This window comes from Achromobacter sp. HZ34 (assembly GCF_002209485.1).
Lineage (GTDB): Bacteria > Pseudomonadota > Gammaproteobacteria > Burkholderiales > Burkholderiaceae_B > Bordetella_C.
Window position 1 is genome coordinate 117,772 of sequence record NZ_NJIX01000003.1, and the last position, 16,758, is coordinate 134,529.

The 16,758-nt window shown below is 66.1% G+C and carries 14 protein-coding genes and 3 tRNA genes; 14 read left to right on the forward strand and 3 right to left on the reverse strand.

Annotated features, from left to right (window positions below):
• Window positions 1-25 precede the first annotated feature (25 nt).
• A complete protein-coding gene (gene dacB, locus CEY05_RS12675) occupies window positions 26-1,561 on the reverse strand; it encodes a D-alanyl-D-alanine carboxypeptidase/D-alanyl-D-alanine-endopeptidase (protein ID WP_233161503.1) in 1,536 nt (511 codons plus the stop codon).
• Between the two features lie 189 nt (window positions 1,562-1,750).
• Between dacB and queA the strand changes: the two genes are divergently transcribed.
• From queA to CEY05_RS12705, 6 genes are all read left to right on the forward strand, one after another.
• Window positions 1,751-2,875 carry a tRNA preQ1(34) S-adenosylmethionine ribosyltransferase-isomerase QueA gene (gene queA / locus CEY05_RS12680; protein ID WP_088598704.1) on the forward strand — a complete coding sequence of 375 codons (1,125 nt, stop codon included), beginning with the start codon at window positions 1,751-1,753 and terminating at the stop codon, window positions 2,873-2,875.
• A complete protein-coding gene (gene tgt / locus CEY05_RS12685; RefSeq protein ID WP_088598705.1) occupies window positions 2,872-4,008 on the forward strand; it encodes a tRNA guanosine(34) transglycosylase Tgt in 1,137 nt (378 codons plus the stop codon). The genes queA and tgt overlap by 4 nt, the downstream gene beginning before the upstream one ends.
• Before the next feature lie 207 nt (window positions 4,009-4,215).
• Window positions 4,216-4,560, forward strand: a complete 345-nt coding sequence (yajC, locus tag CEY05_RS12690; RefSeq protein ID WP_088598706.1) for a preprotein translocase subunit YajC — start codon at window positions 4,216-4,218, stop codon at window positions 4,558-4,560.
• A 129-nt stretch (window positions 4,561-4,689) separates the two neighbouring features.
• Window positions 4,690-6,570 (forward strand): protein translocase subunit SecD, encoded by a 1,881-nt coding sequence (gene secD, locus CEY05_RS12695; RefSeq protein WP_088598707.1) that lies wholly within the window; start codon window positions 4,690-4,692, stop codon window positions 6,568-6,570.
• Window positions 6,571-6,639: 69 nt separating this feature from the next.
• Complete coding sequence (gene secF, locus CEY05_RS12700) at window positions 6,640-7,572, forward strand: protein translocase subunit SecF (RefSeq protein ID WP_088598708.1); 933 nt, start codon at window positions 6,640-6,642, stop codon at window positions 7,570-7,572.
• A 284-nt stretch (window positions 7,573-7,856) separates the two neighbouring features.
• The gene (locus CEY05_RS12705) at window positions 7,857-8,120 is read left to right on the forward strand and encodes a hypothetical protein (protein WP_088598709.1); all 264 of its coding nucleotides are present in this window, start codon (window positions 7,857-7,859) and stop codon (window positions 8,118-8,120) included.
• Window positions 8,121-8,147: 27 nt separating this feature from the next.
• Here the strand turns inward: CEY05_RS12705 and CEY05_RS12710 are convergent, their stop codons facing one another.
• Window positions 8,148-8,891: a phosphatase PAP2 family protein gene (locus CEY05_RS12710; RefSeq protein WP_088598710.1), complete on the reverse strand. Its 744-nt coding sequence runs from the start codon at window positions 8,889-8,891 to the stop codon at window positions 8,148-8,150.
• A 203-nt stretch (window positions 8,892-9,094) separates the two neighbouring features.
• Between CEY05_RS12710 and miaB the strand changes: the two genes are divergently transcribed.
• The 5 genes from miaB to lnt all read left to right on the forward strand — a co-directional run bounded on the left by miaB (window position 9,095) and on the right by lnt (window position 14,746).
• Window positions 9,095-10,570, forward strand: a complete 1,476-nt coding sequence (gene miaB / locus CEY05_RS12715) for a tRNA (N6-isopentenyl adenosine(37)-C2)-methylthiotransferase MiaB (RefSeq protein WP_088598711.1) — start codon at window positions 9,095-9,097, stop codon at window positions 10,568-10,570.
• The gene (locus tag CEY05_RS12720) at window positions 10,567-11,613 is read left to right on the forward strand and encodes a PhoH family protein (RefSeq protein WP_088598712.1); all 1,047 of its coding nucleotides are present in this window, start codon (window positions 10,567-10,569) and stop codon (window positions 11,611-11,613) included. The genes miaB and CEY05_RS12720 overlap by 4 nt, the downstream gene beginning before the upstream one ends.
• Before the next feature lie 43 nt (window positions 11,614-11,656).
• The gene (gene ybeY, locus CEY05_RS12725) at window positions 11,657-12,154 is read left to right on the forward strand and encodes an rRNA maturation RNase YbeY (protein WP_088598713.1); all 498 of its coding nucleotides are present in this window, start codon (window positions 11,657-11,659) and stop codon (window positions 12,152-12,154) included.
• 85 nt (window positions 12,155-12,239) lie between these two features.
• Window positions 12,240-13,115 carry an HlyC/CorC family transporter gene (locus tag CEY05_RS12730; RefSeq protein WP_088598714.1) on the forward strand — a complete coding sequence of 292 codons (876 nt, stop codon included), beginning with the start codon at window positions 12,240-12,242 and terminating at the stop codon, window positions 13,113-13,115.
• The gene (gene lnt, locus CEY05_RS12735) at window positions 13,112-14,746 is read left to right on the forward strand and encodes an apolipoprotein N-acyltransferase (RefSeq protein ID WP_233161504.1); all 1,635 of its coding nucleotides are present in this window, start codon (window positions 13,112-13,114) and stop codon (window positions 14,744-14,746) included. The genes CEY05_RS12730 and lnt overlap by 4 nt, the downstream gene beginning before the upstream one ends.
• Window positions 14,747-14,861: 115 nt before the next feature.
• Here lnt and CEY05_RS12740 read toward each other — a convergent pair whose 3' ends face one another.
• Entirely contained in the window at window positions 14,862-15,902 is a 1,041-nt protein-coding gene (locus tag CEY05_RS12740; RefSeq protein ID WP_198952797.1) for an aldo/keto reductase, read from the reverse strand.
• A gap of 367 nt (window positions 15,903-16,269) precedes the next feature.
• Between CEY05_RS12740 and CEY05_RS12745 the strand changes: the two genes are divergently transcribed.
• The 3 genes from CEY05_RS12745 to CEY05_RS12755 all read left to right on the forward strand — a co-directional run bounded on the left by CEY05_RS12745 (window position 16,270) and on the right by CEY05_RS12755 (window position 16,591).
• Window positions 16,270-16,345: transfer RNA gene (locus CEY05_RS12745), tRNA-Ala, on the forward strand.
• A gap of 55 nt (window positions 16,346-16,400) precedes the next feature.
• Window positions 16,401-16,476: transfer RNA gene (locus CEY05_RS12750), tRNA-Glu, on the forward strand.
• Between the two features lie 38 nt (window positions 16,477-16,514).
• A tRNA-Asp gene (locus tag CEY05_RS12755) sits at window positions 16,515-16,591 on the forward strand.
• Window positions 16,592-16,758: the final 167 nt, after the last annotated feature.

Here is a 16,758-nt window from a genome sequence, read left to right on the forward strand (position 1 = left end):
CGGCAGGCGCATCGTAGACGGTTCGTCAACGATCCGCCAGCCAGGCGATCAGCGCATCGTCGAAGGCGCGCACCGACTCGGCCTGGGGATGGTTGACCAGACTCACCACGATATAGCGTTTGCCGCTGGCCCCCAGCACATAGCCCGCGATGGACCGCACGCCATTCAGGGTGCCCGTCTTCAGATGCGCCATGCCCTGCGTGCCCTTGCCGCGCATGCGCCGCCGCACGGTGCCATCCAGTCCGGCGATGGCCAGCGAAGACATATATTCCGGCATGAAGGGCGAATTCCAAGCCACCGTCATCATCGACGCCAGGCTGTCGGCCGACACGCGCGCCACGCGCGACAGGCCGGCGCCGTTGTCCACCACCAGTTCAGGCATGTTCAGGCCCTGGCTGGCCAGGATGCGCTTGACCACTTCGCCGCTGCTTTCCACGGTGGACGGACGGCGGCCCCCTTCGGCGCCCACGGTCAGCAGCAGCGTGCGGGCCATGACGTTGTTGCTGCGCTTGTTGATCTTGCGAATGATGTCGCCGAGCGAAGGCGACTCATGGGTGGCCAAAGGCACCGCGTCGGGCGGCACCATGCCCGCCCGCACCCGGCCGCTGAACGTGCCGCCCAGTTCGCGCCACAGCACGCGCAAGACTTCCGTGGCGAATTCCGGTTGGCTCAACGCCAGGCGATAGACATCGAATTCGCCACAGGAGCCCGCCACCTTGCCGCCGATGCGCAGCGACACGCCCTGCTGGGTAATGACGGGGTCCGTGCTGATTTCCGGCGAGCCGGGGCAGCGGATATCGCTCCATTCCAGCTGGCCGGCGATCTTCACCCCCGGCAGGGGCGGATCCATGACGACATTCCATTTGCGCGCCGCCGGATCGGGCGTGAACAGCAGGCGCACGGCGCCGAAGCCCACCATCAGGGCGTCGGGATTGGCGTTGTAAGGACGGTCGGGGGCGCTGTCGAAGGCGCCAGGATCCACCGCCACGTTGCCGAACAAAGTCCGGTCTATCACCAGGTCGTTGATCTGCCGCACGCCATGCAGGCGCAGGTCGCGCAGCAGGCTCCACAGGTCCTGCATCAGCAACAGAGGATCGCCGCCGCCGCGCAGATACAGCGCACCGGGCAGCACACCGTCGGGCCCGATGCGGGCGCCCGGCTCGGCCAGCAGATCGGTGTGCCAGGTGTAGTTGGGGCCCAGGTCGGACAGGCCGGCCCAGGTGGTGACCAGCTTCATGACCGACGCCGGGTTGCGCGGTTCCTTGGCATTGATCGAGATCAGGCGCGGCCCGCCGATTTCCTGCACCACCAGCGACAGGGAGGAATCCGGCAGCTTGCTGGCGCGCCACGTCTGGGCCAGCTCGCGCGGCAGCACGTTTTGCGAAGCTGGCGCCAGGCCCTGGGCGTGGACGTCGGTTATCGAGGCGCCGGCCAGCAGCAGGCTGAAACCCGCGCCCGCCCCCGCCCTCACCGTCCGCGTGAGTAAACCTGCCGCCGCTTTCCCTGCGACCCGAACCGGTCCGCCCCAGGTTCGAATGCGCTTGCCCATCGTTTCGATCATGCCCTGACCTTCGCTCGCCCGCTCGCAATGACGCCAGGGCGAGGCTCTCCAGTGTCGACAGGCCCTCGGCCTGTTCCGGTAAAACCGTGAGCATACAGGGAACGCCGGCCCCGTCCGCGCCGGGCCGGCGGGTGCTCCACGGCCAGCGCCGTACAATACCGGATTCCAAAAAATTTACGCCATCACGCAGTGTCGCCCCCCCTTACCGTCGCCGATTTCGACTATGCCCTGCCGCCGGAGCTGATTGCCCAGCACCCCAGCCCCGAGCGCGGCGGCAGCCGCCTGCTGCATCTGGATGCCCAGGGCCGCCTGCACGACCGCGTGTTCGCCGACCTGGCCACCATGCTGCGTCCGCACGACCTGCTGGTCTTCAACGACACGCGCGTCATCAAGGCGCGCCTGACCGGCCACAAGGCCAGCGGCGGCAAGGTGGAAGTGCTGGTCGAGCGCATCGTCGAAGCCGATCGTGCCCTGGCGCACGTGCGGGCCAGCAAATCGCCCGGCCCCGGCACCGTGCTGCGTCTGGCCGACCGTTTCGACGTCACCGTGCTGGGCCGCGAGGGCGCCCTGTTCGACCTGCGTTTTCCCGGCGACGTGCTGGACTTGCTGCAGGCGCATGGCGCGACGCCGCTGCCGCCCTACATCACCCACGCCGCCGAGACCGAGGACGACGAACGCTACCAGACGGTCTACGCCCGCGCGCCCGGCGCCGTCGCCGCGCCCACGGCCGGCCTGCACTTCGACACCGCCATGATGCAGCGCCTGGAAGACGCCGGCGTGGCGCGCGCCTTCGTCACCCTGCACGTGGGCGCCGGCACCTTCAAGCCGGTGCAGGTGGAACAGCTGTCCGATCACGTCATGCATGCCGAGTGGTACACGGTGCCGCAGGCCACCGCCGATGCCGTGGCGCGGGCGCGTGCCGCTGGCGGCCGGGTCATCGCGGTGGGCACCACCAGTGCCCGCGCGCTGGAGTCGGCCGCGGCCCAGGCCCAGGCGCAGGGGCAGACCCCGCGCCAGCCGCTGCGCGCGGCGCAGGGCGACACCCAGCTGTTCATCACGCCCGGCTACCGTTTCCAGGTGCTGGACGGCCTGGTCACCAATTTCCACCTGCCCCAGTCGACCCTCCTGATGATGATATCGGCGCTGGCCGGCATGGAGCCCATCCGCCGCGCCTACGCCCATGCGGTGGCCGAGCGCTACCGCTTCTTCAGCTACGGCGACGCCATGCTCATCGAGTCGCCCCTGGCGGCTTTCCTATCCGCGCCTGCCCCGTCAGCGCCTCCTGATACGGCCGTCTCCGGCCCCGCAGCATGAACGGACTGAATTTCGAACTTCTCGCCACCGACGGCGCGGCCCGCCGTGGCCGCGTCACCTTGAACCACGGTGTGGTCGAGACCCCCATCTTCATGCCCGTGGGCACCTATGGCAGCGTCAAGGCCATGCTGCCCCACGAACTGAAGGAAATCGGTGCGCAGATCGTGCTGGGCAATACCTTCCACCTGTGGCTGCGCCCCGGCAACGACATCATGCGCAAGCATGGCGGCCTGCATGGCTTCATGGGCTGGGACAAACCCATCCTGACGGACTCGGGCGGCTTCCAGGTGTTCAGCCTGCAAGGCATGCGCAAGATCACGGAGGAAGGCGTCAAGTTCGCCTCGCCGATCGACGGCGCGCGGCTGTTCCTGACGCCCGAGGAATCGATGGCCATCCAGCGCGCGCTGAACTCCGACATCGCCATGGTGTTCGACGAATGCACGCCCTATGAAATCGACGGCCGCGCCGCCACCCAGGAAGAGGCGGCCAAGTCCATGCGCATGTCGCTGCGCTGGGCGCGCCGATCGCGCGATGCCTTCGACAAGCTGGAAAATCCCAACGCGCTGTTCGGCATCGTGCAGGGCGGCATGTACGAGAACCTGCGTGACGAGTCCCTGGCCGGCCTGGTCGACATCGGTTTCCATGGCTACGCCATCGGCGGCCTGTCGGTGGGCGAGCCCAAGGAGGACATGCTGCGCATCCTCACCCACGTGGCGCCGCGCCTGCCGGTCGATGCGCCGCGCTACCTGATGGGCGTGGGTACGCCGGAAGACCTGGTGGACGGGGTGGCGCGCGGCATCGACATGTTCGACTGCGTCATGCCGACGCGCAATGCCCGCAACGGCTGGCTGTTCACCCGCTTCGGCGACGTCAAGATCCGCAATTCGCGCTATCGAGACGACACCCGGCCGCTGGATCCGACCTGCGGCTGCCATACCTGCGGCCTGTTCTCGCGCGCCTACCTGCACCACCTGCAGCGCGCCAAGGAAATCACCGGCGCGCGCCTGAATACCCTGCACAACCTGCATTTCTACCTGAACCTGATGGAAGAAATGCGCGATGCCATCGCCGCCGGCACCTTCCAGGCCTGGCGCGAAAAATTCGCCGCCGATCGGGCTCGCGGGGTGGATTAGAGGCTGTCGCCGCCGCGCTTCCCGCCAGCGCGGGCGGACCCGCCGGACACGCTTGACTGGCCGCGCCGTACAACATCGCTACAATAGCGGGCTGCCCTGTAACAGGCTCGCGCTCAACGGTGGCTAAAAACATACCAAGATCCGCAAATCTGGATCGAAAACCTGCTCAGATCCGGATTCGGTTCGGACTCAACCAAGGAGAATCTTATGTCCCTCATCGATAACCTCGGCGTCGTCGTGGCCCAGGCCGCTCCCGCCGAAGGCGGCGCCCTGCTGGGCATGGCCCCCATCATCCTGATGTTCGTGGTCCTCTACTTCCTGATGATCCGTCCTCAGATGAAGCGCCAGAAGGAACACCGCAACCTGGTTTCCGCCCTGGCCAAGGGTGACGAAGTGGTGACCTCCGGCGGCTTGCTCGGCAAGGTTTCCAAGGTGACCGACAGCTACATCACGGTGGAAGTGGCCGAACTGGCCGACAAGCCGGTGGAAGTGGTGGTGCAGAAGACCGCCGTCTCGACCGTGCTGCCCAAGGGAACCATCAAGGCCCTGTAAGCGTCAGACCCAGGCCGGCCCGCTCGCATGGATGAGCATGGGCCGGCATGCCGCGCGGCGCCGGGAGCGCGTGCGCGGCTTTCTTTCATATCTTCCCGGCAATTTTTGTCCAGACTCAGAGTTACGGCCATGAACCGCTATCCCCTTTGGAAGTACCTGACGGTCCTGATCGCGGTCGTCATCGGCCTGCTCTACACGCTTCCGAATTTCTACGGCGAATCGCCCGCGGTGCAGATTTCCGCCGCCAAGGCCACCGTCAAGGTCGACCAGGCGCTGCTGGACACGGTCGAACGCACCCTGTCCTCCGCCAATATCCCGGTCGAGGGCGTCTTCTACGAGCAGAACGGCACGCTGGGCACCATCCGCGCCCGTTTTCAGAACACCGACCAGCAATTGCAGGCGCGTGACCTGCTCGACAAGAGCCTGAACACCGTCGCCGGCGATCCCCACTACACCGTGGCGCTGAACCTGCTGCCCGCGTCGCCGCCCTGGTTGCACGGCCTGGGCTTTTTCGAACCCAAGCCCATGTACCTGGGCCTGGATCTGCGTGGCGGCGTTTATTTCCTGCTGCAGATCGACATGCAGGGCGCGCTGACCGCGCGCTACGATTCGCTGGCGGGCGACGTGCGCACCACGCTGCGCGACCAGAACGTGCCGGTCGGCAACGTCGAACGCAGCGGCCAGTCGGTGCTGGTCAGCTTCGCCAGCGCCGATGCGCGCGACAAGGCCGTGCCCGTGCTGCGCCAGCGCCTGCCGGACCTGCAATTCACCGACGCCAACGATGCCGGCAAGGCGCAGTTGAGCGGCGTGCTGAGCCCCGCCTCGATCACGCGAGTGCAGGAAAACGCCCTCAGCCAGAACATCAACACCCTGCATAACCGGATCAACGAACTGGGCGTGTCCGAGCCGGTGATCCAGCAGCAAGGCGCCGACCGCATCGTCGTGCAGTTGCCGGGCGTGCAGGACGTGGCCAAGGCCAAAGAACTGCTGGGCCGTACCGCCACGCTGGAAATCCGCATGGTGGACGACTCGCCGGCTTCGCAGTCGGCGCTGGCCGCCAATACCGTGCCCTTCGGCCTGGAACGCTATAACGAACGCGACGGCCGTCCCGTGCTGGTGCGCCGCCAGGTCATCCTGACCGGCGAAAACCTGCAGGACGCCCAACCGGGCCGCGACCAGCAGACCCAGCAGGCCGCCGTGCACCTGACGCTGGACAGCAAGGGCGCACGCATCTTCCGCGACGTCACCCGCGACAACATCGGCAAGCGCATGGCCATCCTGCTGTTTGAAAACGGCAAGGGCGAAGTGGTCACCGCGCCGGTCATCCGCGGTGAAATCGCCGGTGGCCAGGTGCAGATCTCCGGCAGCATGTCCGCCGAGGAAGCCGCCGACACCGCCCTGCTGCTGCGCGCGGGCGCGCTGGCCGCGCCCATGTCCATCATCGAAGAACGTACCGTCGGTCCCAGCCTGGGCGCCGACAATATCGCCAAGGGCTTCCACTCCACCCTGTGGGGCTTCATCGCGATCGCCGTCTTCATCATCCTGTACTACCGCTTGTTCGGTGTGTTCTCCACCATCGGCCTGGCCGTGAACGTGCTGCTGCTGCTGGCGGTGCTGTCCATGCTGCAGGCCACGCTGACCCTGCCGGGTATCGCGGCCATCGCGCTGACGCTGGGCATGGCCATCGACTCCAACGTGCTGATCAACGAACGGATACGGGAAGAACTGCGTAACGGCGCCTCGCCGCAACAGGCCATACACCATGGTTTCGAGCGCGCGTGGGGCACCATCCTGGACTCCAACCTGACCACGCTGATCGTCGGCCTGGCACTGCTGGCCTTCGGTTCGGGCCCGATCCGCGGGTTCGCGGTGGTGCACTGCCTGGGCATCGTGACGTCGATGTTCTCGTCGGTGGTGGGCGTGCGCGCCCTGGCCAACCTGTGGTACGGCCGCAAGAAGAAGCTGGCCAGCCTCTCCATCGGCCAGGTCTGGAAGCCGAAGAGCGAATGAGGCGTCCGGCCTCATCCCGCTCGACAACCGCCGCACCCTAACAGCTAGACAACAAACGCTAGGCTCATCATGGAATTTTTCCGGATCCACCGCACCATACCGTTCATGCGCCATGCCCTGGTGCTGAACCTCATCAGTCTGGTGACCTTCCTGGCCGCGGTGTTTTTCATCGCCACGCGCGGCTTCCACCTGTCCATCGAATTCACCGGCGGCACGGTGATGGAAGTCAATTACGCCCAGACCGCCAAGCTGGACGAAGTGCGCAGCGCCGTCGGCAAGCTGGGCTACGCCGACTTCCAGGTGCAGAACTTCGGCACGTCGCGCGATGTGCTGATCCGCCTGCCGCTGGCGCAGGGACAGACTTCAGCGGCGCAAAGCGATTCGGTGCTGTCCGCCCTGAAGGCAGCCGATGCGTCGGTGCAACTGCGCCGGGTCGAATTCGTCGGGCCGCAGGTCGGCCAGGAACTGGTCCACAACGGCCTGATGGCGCTGCTGTTCGTGGTGCTGGGCATCGTCATCTACCTGGGCATACGCTTCGAATGGAAGTTCGCGCTGGCCGGCGTCATCGCCAACCTGCACGACGTGGTCATCATCCTGGGCTTCTTCGCCATCTTCCAGTGGGAATTCTCGCTGTCGGTGCTGGCGGGCGTGCTGGCGGTGCTGGGCTACTCGGTGAACGAATCCGTCGTGATCATGGACCGGATCCGTGAAAACTTCCGCAAGCAGCGCAAGGCCAGCGTGTCGGAAGTGATCAACGGCGCCATCACGCAGACCATCTCGCGGACCATCATCACCCACGGGTCGACCCAGATGATGGTGCTGTCCATGCTGTTCTTCGGCGGCCCCACCCTGCACTACTTTGCCATGGCGCTGACCATCGGCATCTGGTTCGGCATCTACTCGTCCGTGTTCGTGGCCGCGGCGCTGGCCATGTGGTTCGGCGTCAAGCGGGAAGACCTGGTCAAGCCGGTCAAGAAGGAAGGCGACGCCGAAGTGGCCTGACGCGGGTCGAGCGCCGCAGCGGGCCATCGCCGGGCCTACGTCCCAAATAAAACGCCAGCCTGTCGAGCTGGCGTTTCATTCAAGAAATCAGCCCGCAACAAATGAATTTGTTGCGGGCTTCTTCTTGTACGTCCTTCCTTCAGCAAGGAGCACGACTGAAGCCAGCAACATGGCGCAGCAGTTCTTTGCCACTCACCAGCGCATGCACGTCGGCCACCGTCACCCCGGAACACGGCTTGCCTACTGCGGGCGACACCGCGCGGCGGGCAAACGGAGAGGGCTCGATGGATATCCTGGAGTTGCTGCAATGGCCCGCCATGGCCGCATCGCTGGCGGCGGCTTGGCTGGTCGCGTCCAGCAAGAAGGCCCCCCGCAACGTCGGCTTCTGGGTATTTCTGCTGAGCAACGCGCTATGGATCGCCTGGGGCTGGCATGACGACGCCTTCGCGCTCATCGCATTGCAGCTGGGCTTGGCAATGACCAATATCCGCGGCGTATTCAAGACCGCCCCGCCGGCCCACGACGGCGCCCCTGGCCGGGCGCCATGAACCGGCACGGGATGATCCGGCCGAAGACTACGCCGGCTTATTGAACCAGTGCCAGGGCAGGCGCCTGGGCCACTGGCGGGCGGGATCGAGGAAATACGGCGCCAGGAAAACCACGGTCACCAACGCGATGAGCGCGGCGCCGGTGACGTCGGACGCATAGTGGTCCAGATTGGCCAGGCGGCTGACCGCGATCAGCGTGGCCAGCGCCAGCGCGGGCCAACGGCAGCGCGGAAACACCATGGCTACCGTGACGGCAACCCCGAAGGCGGTCAAGGTATGGCTGGACGGAAAGGACGTGTAATGCTTGCCGCCGAACATCCGCCCCAGCCCGTAGATGCCATGCTCGAAATACATTTCGGGACGGGCCCGCGCCACCAGATGCTTCAGCAGGCCGGTGACGATACCGCCCACCGCCAGCACGGCCACCATCAGCAGGCCGCCGCGCCCCAGGCGGTCATAGGCGCCCTGCCAGGGTTCCGACCAGCCGCGCCGCGTGGCGTACAGCGTGAACGCATAGACCAGCAAGGCACCCAGGGCGTAATTCTCGCCCCGCTCGCCCAACTGGCCGACCATATTGAAGGCACCGTCGACGCCGGCGGAGATGTTGTTGTGGATGTAGATGGCCAGCGGCAGGTCCACGAAGGTGGCCAGCAGGGCCAGCACCACGGCGCCCGCGAGCAGCACGGCGACCCAGCGGGCAGGTGGCACGAATCTGGCGGCACCGCGGCGCGTGGCAGCGACACTGGTGGGCGAAGAAGGCAATTCGCTCATCGGGAAGTAGACCCAGGGCTAGGACAGGATACGGAGCGGCCCGGGCAACCTTACGACCGATAACCCGACGGACCCGGCGAATAATAGCCCGCAATCGTCCCGCTGGCGCACGACAATCAGGAGACAAGTGGCGCCACAAGGTAAAATCCTGTGTTTTCCTCCTACCGCGCCCCCGGGATCTACACCCGTCACGGCCTCGAATCATGCAAGAAATCTCCCTCAAGCGCGCGGGCGAACCCGCCGCCGCGCCGTCCACTGCCGCTACGGCAGCGCTGGCCACCACTTCGACTCCCTCCCTGGATCCCCAGCAATCCCGCAAGCTCTTCATCCGCACCTTCGGCTGCCAGATGAACGAGTACGACTCGGAGAAGATGGCCGACGTATTGCGCGCCGACCAGGGCCTGGAACTCACCGACAATCCCGAAGACGCCGACGTCATCCTGTTCAACACCTGTTCGGTGCGGGAAAAGGCCCAGGAGAAGGTCTTTTCCGACCTCGGCCGCGTCCAGCACCTGAAAAAGACCAAGCCCGGCTTGGTCATCGGCGTGGGTGGCTGTGTCGCCAGCCAGGAAGGCGAGGCCATCGTCAAGCGCGCGCCCTATGTGGACGTGGTGTTCGGCCCGCAGACCCTGCACCGCCTGCCGGAACTGATCCGCCAGCGCCAGGCCGTGGGCGTGTCCCAGGTAGACATCAGCTTTCCCGACATCGAGAAGTTCGACGCCCTGCCGCCGCCCCGTGTCGAAGGCGCCACCGCCTTCGTCTCCATCATGGAAGGCTGTAGCAAGTACTGCAGCTTCTGTGTGGTGCCCTACACCCGGGGCGAAGAGGTCTCGCGGCCGTTCGACGACGTGCTGGTCGAGATCGCCGACCTGGCCGACCAGGGCGTCAAGGAAGTGACCCTGCTGGGGCAGAACGTCAACGCGTACCGGGGCGCCATGGGCGACAGCGGCGAGATCGCCGATTTCGCCATGTTGCTGGACTACGTGCACGAAATCCCCGGCATCGAGCGCATCCGCTACACCACCTCGCACCCGAAGGAAATGACGGCGCGCCTGATCGAGGCCCATGGGCGCCTGCCCAAGCTGGTGTCCTTCCTGCATCTGCCGGTGCAGGCCGGCAGCGACCGCGTGCTGGCCGCCATGAAGCGCGGCTACACCACGCTGGAATTCAAGTCCATCGTGCGCCGCCTGCGTGAAGCCCGTCCCGGCCTGACCCTGTCGTCCGACTTCATTGTCGGCTTCCCCGGCGAAGAGGAAAGCGATTTCGAGAAAACCATGAAGCTGATCCAGGACGTCGGCTTCGACACCTCGTTCTCCTTCGTCTATTCGCGCCGTCCGGGCACCCCGGCCGCCGACCTGCAGGACGACGTGCCGCAGGAACTGAAGCTGAAGCGGCTGCAACGCCTGCAGGCCCTGATCAACGACCAGGCCGCGGCGATCAGCCAGGGCATGGTCGGTACCACGCAGCGCGTACTGGTCGAAGGCCCGTCGCGCCGCGATCCCAATGAAATGATGGGCCGTACCGAGAACAACCGCATCGTCAACTTCCCCGCATCGGCGCGCCTGATCGGGCAGATGGTGGACGTGGTCATCACCCAGGCCTATACCAATTCCCTGCGCGCCGAAGTGGCGGGCATCGAGCAAGCGCGCGCCGTCGCCGCAGGAGCACAACAAGGATGAGCAGCGCCCCCCGCAGCCGCGGCGCCCGCCGCGCCCTGCCCGTCACCGTCACGCTGGACGGCGACAACACCCATCTGGCCAATCTGTGCGGCCCGCTGGACGAGAACCTGCGCCAACTGGCCGACGGCCTGGGCATCAAGCTGCAACGCCGTGGCAATCGCGTCGTCCTGGAAGGCGAGCAGGCCGACATGGCGGCGCGCGCCCTGCGCCGCTTTCACGAGCAGGCCGTGCACAAGCCGCTGTCGGTGGATGATATCCAGCTGGGCCTGGTGGAGATCGGCGTGTCGCGAACGCGCGCCGATGCCCCTGCCGACCCCCCTGCCGACCCGCGCGCGCTCGATCCGCAAGCCTTGCCGGAGCTGGATGACGAAAGCAACGCCATCTCCCTGCGTACCCGCCGCAGCGACCTGCGCCCGCGCACGCCGCGCCAGCGCGACTACCTGAACAACATCCTCAAGCACGACATCACCTTCGGCGTCGGTCCCGCCGGCACCGGCAAGACTTGGCTGGCGGTGGCGTGCGCCATCGACGCCCTGGAACGCGACACGGTGCAACGGCTGGTGCTGACGCGGCCCGCGGTGGAGGCCGGTGAACGCCTGGGCTTCCTGCCGGGCGACCTGGCGCAGAAGGTCGATCCCTATCTGCGGCCGCTCTATGACGCGCTGTACGACCTGATGGGCTTCGAACGCGTGCAGCGCCTGTTCGAAAAGCAGACCATCGAGATCGCCCCGCTGGCCTATATGCGCGGCCGCACGCTGAACCACGCCTTCGTCATCCTGGACGAGGCGCAGAACACGACGCCCGAACAGATGAAGATGTTCCTCACGCGCATCGGCTTCGGCAGCAAGGCGGTGATCACCGGCGACCCGTCCCAGGTCGACCTGCCGCGCGGCCAGCAGAGCGGGCTGGCGCACGCGGTGGGCGTGCTCAAGGACGTGCAGGGGATTGCCACCACCCGCTTCACCAGCCGTGACGTGGTGCGCCATCCGCTGGTCGCCCGCATCGTCGATGCGTATGACCTGGCGCAAGAGAATGAATCATGAGTGTGGTGCTCGGGCCGCGCCTGAGCGTAATGCGTAAGCCGATATGAAAGCTGATGTGAAGGCCGCGGCAGCGCCCGCGCTATCCCTTTCGGTGCAGTACGCCGTGGCCGAAGCGCGCCTGCCACGCTGGCGCCTGCGCCGCTGGGTGGCCCATGCGCTGGCCGGTGCACTGGCCGATGGGCTGCTGGACTTCCAGGCCGCGGAAATCAGCCTGCGCCTGGTGGGCCAGGCCGAGGGCCGGCGCCTGAACCGCGAATTCCGCGGCCGCGACTATGCCACCAACGTGCTCACCTTCGAATACGGCGTCGATCCGCTCGGCACCGCCCGGGGCGACATCGTGCTGTGTGTCCCGGTGCTGTTGCGCGAAGCGCGCGAACAGCGCAAGACACTGCTGGCCCATGCGGCCCATTTGACGATCCACGGTGTCCTGCACTCCATGGGCTACGACCATTTGAAAGCGCGCGACGCGCGCCGCATGGAGGCCCTGGAAACCGCACTGCTGGCGGCCCTGCGCATCGCCGACCCTTATGCCCCTATATAGGGGCGGGTAATTACGATGTCCGGGTTACAGAACCGGCCGGCAACATCGGTTATGCTGGCCGATTCTGTAACTTGTCCTCTGGACGATGCCCGACCCTTACCCTGCCAACGAGGCCGACGCGAGCCGCCCGGCCAAATCCTCCAACAAATCCCTGCTCGACCGCATCCTGTCCCTGGTCCGGCGTGAGCCCGAAGACCGCGAAGGCATCAAGGCGGTGCTGGAGGCGGCGCACGAGCGCCAATTGCTCGACGCCGAGTCCTACGCCATGATCAAGGGCGCCCTGGCGGTATCGGAGCGCACCGTCGGCGACATCATGGTGCCGCGCTCGCGCATGGACCTGCTGGATATCGCCCAGCCCCTGCCCTACCTGCTGTCTACCGTCATCGAGGCGGCGCACTCGCGCTTCCCCGTGTACGAGGACGACCGCGACAACATCGTGGGCATCCTGCTGGCCAAGGATCTGCTGCGCTGCATGCTGGAGCCCGGCATCGAAGTGCGCTCGCTGGTCCGGCCTGCTGTCTTCATTCCAGAGACCAAGCGCCTGAACGTTCTGCTGCACGAGTTCCGCGCCAGCCGCAATCACCTGGCCATCGTCATCGACGAACACGGCGGCATTTCCGGGCTGGTCAGCATGGAAGACGTGCTGGAGCAGATCGTCGGCGATATCGAGGACGAATTCGACGAGGACGAGGAAACCACCATCTTCGCCGAGGGTGACAACCTGTGGCGCGTGCAGGCCACCACCGAGATCAGCCGATTCAACGAGAGTTTCGGCAGCGCCTTGCCGGATGACGACTACGACACGGTCGGCGGCTGGGTCAGCGCCCAATTGGGACGCATTCCCCGTCGCGGTGAGTTCGTCGAGCACGAAGGCCTGCGTATCGAAGTGGTCCGTGCCGACGCGCGCCGTCCGCTGTGGCTGCGCGTCAAGCGCCTGCCGCCCGCCCCGCAGCAGGAATGATGCCGACGTCCCGCTTCCCGCGCCTGGCGCGCACGGCCGCCATGCTGGCGGTCGGCGCCGTGCAGGCGCTGACCTTCGCGCCCGGTCCCTTGCCCGATGGCGTGCTGGCGCCCTTGCAACTGCTGATGCTGGCGGTGCTGGCGTGGCATGTCCTGACCGCCGTGCGCCCGCGTCGCGCGTTCTGGTACGGCTGGCTGTTCAATACCGCCTGCTATACGGTGGGGCTGTACTGGCTGTATATCAGCATGCATCGCTATGGCGATCTCGCCGTGCCCCTGGCCGCGGCGGGCGTATTTGCCCTGGCGGCCTTCCTGGCCCTGTTCCCCGCGGCGGCGTGCGCCCTGGCGCGCTGGCTGGCCCCGCTGCCACCGGACGGCGGCAGTTGGCGAGCGCGCTTGCGCGCGGCGCTGGCGTTCGGGGTGGCCTGGGGTGCGCTGGAATGGGTGCGCGGCAATTTGTGGACCGGTTTTCCGTGGCTGAATATCGGCTATGCCCACGTCGACAGCCCGTTGGCGGGCTGGGCGCCGGTGCTGGGGCTGTATGGCATCGTCCTGATCGCGGCCTTCGTCGCCGCGGCGCTGGCCGTGCTGTGGCAGCCGGGCAAGGAGTCCGGCATGGACGCGCGCCGCGCCCTGCCCGCCTTGCTGGCGTTGCTGCTGGCCTTGGGCGGCTGGGCGCTGGGCCTGCGCACCTGGTCGCAACCCGCGGGCGCGCCGCTGCAGGTGCGCCTGATCCAGGGCAATGTCGGCCAGTCCGAGAAATTCGATCCTGCGTTGATGGAACAGGGTCTGATCCAGCACATGAACCAGGCCTCGATGCCGCCGCCTGCCGGCACCCCGGCGCCGCAGCTGATCGTGCTGCCGGAGACCGTGTTGCCCGTGTTCCAGGATCAGTTGCCGCCCGAAGTGTGGGGGATCTGGAAGCGGATCGCCGCTGAACGCCAGGCCGCCATCATCATGGGCGTGCCGCTGCATCGCGTGGTCGACGGCAAGGACCGCTGGACCAATAGCGCCATCGGCTTCGACGCCAACAGTTCGGTCGAGGACATGCGCAGCGGGGAGATCGCCACGCGCTACGACAAGCAGCATCTGGTGCCATGGGGCGAGTTCGTGCCCCCGGGCTTCCGCTGGTTCGTCGACCTGCTGAATATTCCCTTGGGCGACTTCGACAATGGGGCGCGGTGGCAGGCGCCTTTCCCGGTGGCCGACCAGCGTATCGCGCTGAACATCTGCTATGAAGATCTGTTCGGCGAGGAACTGTTGCCGGCGATCCGGCCGGGACCCAATGGCGAAGCGGGCGCCAGCATCCTGTTGAACATCAGCAATCTGGGGTGGTTCGGCGATTCTTGGGCGCTGCGCCAGCATCTGCAGATCGGCCGCATGCGTACGCTGGAAACCGCGCGGCCGATGCTGGCCGCGACCAATACCGGCATGACGGTCGCCATCGATCCGCGGGGCCGGGTACAAGCGTCACTGCCGTCGATGACGCGGGCCGAGCTGGCGACGCAGGTACAAGGGACGAGCGGGCTGACGCCCTATGCGCGCACCGGCAACCTGCCGGCGGAAGTGCTGCTGGCCATCGGCCTGGGCGCGTTGTTGGGGTTGCGGCTGCGGGAGCGGCGACGCGGGTGACAAGGCTGGCGGTGCCTATGGCGCGGCCATGCGCTTGATCGCGCGCGGGTCGCTGCGGCGGCGGACGTGGCGACCCGGGTGATGAAGCGGGCGTCGCCACGACTGACCTATACGATCAAGGCAAATTCAATTTACTCAAGCCGCTGTTGCGCTCGTCCACCAGGGGCAGCGCGGCGCCGGCCTGGCGCGCCGGCGATGCGGGCCCCGTGCCGACCCCATCGGTCTCGATGACCGCGGCGATCTCCGCCATGTCATCGTCATCCAGTTCCAGGGTGGCGGCGCCCAGCCAGCCATCCACTTGCGCTGGCGCGCGGGCGCCGACGATGGCCCCGCTGACACCTTGCCATGCCAGCGTCCAGGCTACCGCGGTCGCCGCGACAGTCGAGCCATGCCTTTCGGCCACGGGCTTGAAGGCCTCTGCCAGCGCCAGGTTGCGCGCAAGGTTGGCGCCCTGGAACTCGGCGTCATGCGAGCGCCAGTCATCGGCGGCCAGCTGCGTGGCGCGACTTTCATCGAAGTGGCCTGACAGCAGACCGGATTGCATGGGACTGTAGACGATGACGCCCGTGCCGTGAGCCGCGCACCATGGCAGCAGGTCCGCCGCGGCATCGCGGCGAATGGCGGAAAAAGGCGGTTGCAGCGTATCGACGTGGCCCAGGCGCTCGGCGCCGGCCAGCTGTGCCGCGTTGTGGTTGGACAGGCCGATGGCGCGCACCTTGCCGGCCTGCTTCAGATCGAGCAAGGCTTGCCAGTATTCATTCAGGGATGCGCCGTCACCCGACGGCCAGTGCATTTGATATAGGTCGATGCGTTCGACGCCCAGCCGTTGCAGCGAGGCTTCCGCTTCGCGCCGTATGCTGGCCGCGGCGCCCACGCGGCGCGGCGCGGCCTTCCTGTCGTGTTCGTCCCAGACCAGGCCGCACTTGGTGAACACGTATGGGCGTTGGCTGGGCGCGAGACCCTTCAATGCCGCGCGCACGATTTCCTCGGAATGCCCGAGGCCGTACACCGCTGCCGTATCGATCCAGTTGATGCCGCGTTCGACCGCGTGGCGAATGGCTGCGATGGACAGCGTGTCGTCCTGCGCGCCCCAGCCGGCGGCCCAATCCGCGCCGCCCACGGCCCATGCACCGAAGCCGACGCGTGTGATGGCCATATCGGTACGGCCCAATGGGCGCGTGGGAAAAGAGGTGTTGCTCATACCGTGCTCCTGAGTCTGGTGATGCGCTGCGACGGTCTGCGTGTTCGCAGTGGTGAGACCTGCGACGAGGTCCAGGCCGAGACCTTCAATGACACCTTCGTCTGACCTTGCCTGCGGGCGCAAGTGCCACACTCGAAAAAAAATTCGCGTTTTCTCAAATATTTTTTGCCTCGGCTTGCACAAGCCAAAAAGTTCATGCATAATCTCGTTTCTTCGCCGACGGAACAAAACGAAGTCAGCAAAGACAGCAGTAAAAGAGCGGTTCGGTAGTAGTAAGTGAACCGGTTTTTTACGGCAGGATTTGTTGAAGTTGTCCGGACCAGGGGGTATAGCTCAGCTGGGAGAGCGCTTGCATGGCATGCAAGAGGTCAGCGGTTCGATCCCGCTTACCTCCACCACTCCAGCCGGACGCGAAGTTGCAGTAAAGTAGTAGCTTGTTGTTTGCAGTTCCAGGTCCCCTTCGTCTAGAGGCCTAGGACATCACCCTTTCACGGTGAGTACAGGGGTTCGAATCCCCTAGGGGACGCCAGTTTACTCTGGCTAGGTTGTAGTAATACATACCGCTGCGGAGCGGTAGTTCAGTTGGTTAGAATACCGGCCTGTCACGCCGGGGGTCGCGGGTTCGAGCCCCGTCCGCTCCGCCAGAATTTTAGATCGTTGTTGTGACAACAGCGATCACGCAGAAAGCCCTGATGCTTAATCGCTCAGGGCTTTTTTGCGTTTGGAGCGTTATGAACGCCAGTCAACTCTGAGTTCCCTGGGGCAGGCAGCAGCGCCCCAAGGCCTCGAATTCTACCTTGGCAGTGTGCCC

What these genes read in the sequence shown, in the direction of transcription:
- miaB (WP_088598711.1), top strand. Translation starts at nt 9,095, where the DNA reads ATGCAAGAAATCTCCCTCAAGCGCGCGGGCGAACCCGCCGCCGCGCCG.
- tgt (WP_088598705.1), top strand. Translation starts at nt 2,872, where the DNA reads ATGAACGGACTGAATTTCGAACTTCTCGCCACCGACGGCGCGGCCCGC.
- CEY05_RS12730 (WP_088598714.1), top strand. Translation starts at nt 12,240, where the DNA reads ATGCCCGACCCTTACCCTGCCAACGAGGCCGACGCGAGCCGCCCGGCC.
- CEY05_RS12710 (WP_088598710.1), bottom strand. Translation starts at nt 8,891, where the DNA reads ATGAGCGAATTGCCTTCTTCGCCCACCAGTGTCGCTGCCACGCGCCGC.
- CEY05_RS12740 (WP_198952797.1), bottom strand. Translation starts at nt 15,902, where the DNA reads ATGGCCATCACACGCGTCGGCTTCGGTGCATGGGCCGTGGGCGGCGCG.
- ybeY (WP_088598713.1), top strand. Translation starts at nt 11,657, where the DNA reads ATGAAAGCTGATGTGAAGGCCGCGGCAGCGCCCGCGCTATCCCTTTCG.
- yajC (WP_088598706.1), top strand. Translation starts at nt 4,216, where the DNA reads ATGTCCCTCATCGATAACCTCGGCGTCGTCGTGGCCCAGGCCGCTCCC.
- secD (WP_088598707.1), top strand. Translation starts at nt 4,690, where the DNA reads ATGAACCGCTATCCCCTTTGGAAGTACCTGACGGTCCTGATCGCGGTC.
- secF (WP_088598708.1), top strand. Translation starts at nt 6,640, where the DNA reads ATGGAATTTTTCCGGATCCACCGCACCATACCGTTCATGCGCCATGCC.
- CEY05_RS12705 (WP_088598709.1), top strand. Translation starts at nt 7,857, where the DNA reads ATGGATATCCTGGAGTTGCTGCAATGGCCCGCCATGGCCGCATCGCTG.
- dacB (WP_233161503.1), bottom strand. Translation starts at nt 1,561, where the DNA reads ATGATCGAAACGATGGGCAAGCGCATTCGAACCTGGGGCGGACCGGTT.
- lnt (WP_233161504.1), top strand. Translation starts at nt 13,112, where the DNA reads ATGATGCCGACGTCCCGCTTCCCGCGCCTGGCGCGCACGGCCGCCATG.
- CEY05_RS12720 (WP_088598712.1), top strand. Translation starts at nt 10,567, where the DNA reads ATGAGCAGCGCCCCCCGCAGCCGCGGCGCCCGCCGCGCCCTGCCCGTC.